Below are 2,118 nucleotides of genomic sequence, written 5' to 3'. Positions count from 1 at the left end.
CCATGCTGCCCGACGACGTCGTGCAGGCCTACACGCTGATCGAGGGCCGCGACTGCCCGGCAGTCTCCATCTACTTCACGATGGATGAGGCCACCTTCGAGATCAAGGCACGCGAGACCAGGCTGGAGCGCGTGCACATCGCCGCCAACCTGCGCCACGACAAGCTCGACGGCATCGTCACCGACGCCACGCTGTCGGGCGAGGCGCCGGCCGACTACGCCTTCGCACGCGAACTCGCCTTCACCTGGCGCCTGGCCAAGCACTTGAAGGCCCAGCGCGAGGTCGTGCGCGGCAAACCCGAGAACTTCAACCGGCCGGACTACAACTTCCGCCTTGCCGGCGAACGCTCGGAGGCGCCGAACGGCACGGAGTCCGTCGAGATCAGCATGCGCGCCCGCGGCAGCTCGCTGGACCTGATCGTGGCCGAGGCCATGATCCTGGCCAACTCCGCCTGGGGTGGCTGGCTGGCCGAGCTGGGCCTGCCCGGCATCTACCGCAGCCAGGCCAGCCTCGCGCCGGGCATCAAGGTGCGCATGGGCGTCAAGGCCCTGCCCCATGCCGGCATGGGCGTGGCGCAGTACACCTGGGCCACGTCGCCGCTGCGCCGCTATGTCGACCTGGTCAACCAGTGGCAGATCATTGCCTGCGCCCGCCACGGCAAGATGGCAGCACTGGCCGCGCCCTTCAAGCCCAAGGACGCGCAGCTGTTCTCCATCATCTCGGGCTTCGAGTCCGCCTACATGGCCTACAACGGCTTCCAGAACGGCATCGAGCGCTTCTGGACGCTGCGCTGGCTGCAGCAGAACGGCACGACCGAACTGACCGCCGCCGTCATGAAGGACGGCCTGGTGCGCGCCGACGACCTGCCGCTGGTGTTCAAGGCGCTGGGCTGCGACTCGCTGCCGCGCGGCAGCCATGTGAAGGTGCGCATCACCGGGCTGGACGAGATGACGCTGGACGTGCATGCGACGCTGGTCGAGCGGCTGGATGAGTCGCCTGCCGCTGAAGAACCGGAAGGCGATGAGGACGAGCTCGAGGCCGCCGCGGCACCGCTGACACTGGCCATCGACCTGAATGATGGTTCCGGCGAGGCAGAACCCGCCGAAGCGGCCTCGCAAAGCTGAGATGCGCAAACCGAGCACGCTGCAGATCGCGCTCGCGTTTTCGCTTGGCGTGCACATCGCGCTGATGTTCATGCGCATCGCCGCGCCCGAGGCCTTCAACCGCATCTTCCAGGACACGCCGCTGGAGGTGGTGCTCGTCAACACACGCTCCAACGAGGCGCCCGTCAAGGCCCAGGCCCTGGCCCAGGCCAACCTGGCTGGCGGCGGCAACATGGAAACCGGCCGCGCGACTTCGCCACTGCCACCGGCGCGGCAAAGCGAAGTGGGTGATGCGGCCGAGGCGCAAAGCTCGCAGATCGCCCAGTTGCAGCAGCAGCAACAGCAGTTGCTGACCCAGGTGAGGCGCGAGCTGGCCCTGCTGCCCCCGCCTGACCCGCGCCGCGAAAAGACCGACGCTGCCGAGCGCGCCCTGGCCGAGAAACGCCGACAGCTCGTGGACCTGCTCGCCGAGATCGAGAAGCGCGTCAACGACGAGAGCGCCCGGCCGCGCAAGCGCTACGTCAGCCCGGCCACGCGTGAGGTGGTCTACGCCCAGTACTACGACGGCCTGCGCCGCCGCATCGAGGAGCGCGGCACGCGCGACTTCCCCGAGGCGCGCGGCAAGAAGCTTTATGGCGAGCTGACCATGAACATCCACATCGACCACAAGGGCCGCGTCATCGAGACCGAGATCGTCGCCTCCAGCGGCAACCCGACGCTGGACAAGCGCGCCGTCGCCATCGTGCAGGCGGCCTCGCCCTTCGGCAATTTCAGCAAGGAGATGCTGCGCGGGGCTGAGGTGCTGGTCATCACATCGCGCTTCAAGTTCACGCGTGACGAAAGCCTGGAAACGACTTTGCAGGGGCAGCCGCAATGACTGATCGATATGCCGTTGTCGGTCATCCGGTCGAGCACAGCCGCTCGCCGGCCATCCACGCGATGTTTGCGGAGCAGACGGGGCAGCAGCTCGTCTATGAGCGGCTGCTTGCGCCGCTGGATGGCTTCGAGGCCACGC

The 2,118-nt window shown here is 67.6% G+C and carries 2 protein-coding genes and 1 pseudogene; all 3 read left to right on the top strand.

The genetic code is table 11. The annotated features are described in order from the left end of the window. Positions 1-1,124, top strand: a 1,124-nt coding sequence (locus ACXJKR_RS30670) for an RNB domain-containing ribonuclease (protein ID WP_457326063.1), incomplete at its 5' end; no start/stop codon positions are given. Between the two features lies 1 nt (position 1,125). Beyond that, positions 1,126-1,980: an energy transducer TonB gene (locus ACXJKR_RS30665; protein ID WP_457326062.1), complete on the top strand. Its 855-nt coding sequence runs from the start codon at positions 1,126-1,128 to the stop codon at positions 1,978-1,980. Beyond that, positions 1,977-2,118, top strand: a pseudogene (gene aroE / locus ACXJKR_RS30660) (shikimate dehydrogenase); the annotation flags it as partial. The gene ACXJKR_RS30665 and the pseudogene aroE, both read left to right, overlap by 4 nt.

It is taken from the genome of Roseateles sp. P5_E11, from assembly GCF_054049355.1.
This window is presented reverse-complemented; position numbering and strand designations above follow the sequence as displayed.

Bases quoted from the DNA above. Each gene is read 5' to 3' on its own strand.
- ACXJKR_RS30665 (WP_457326062.1), top strand. From the start codon at position 1,126: ATGCGCAAACCGAGCACGCTGCAGATCGCGCTCGCGTTTTCGCTTGGC.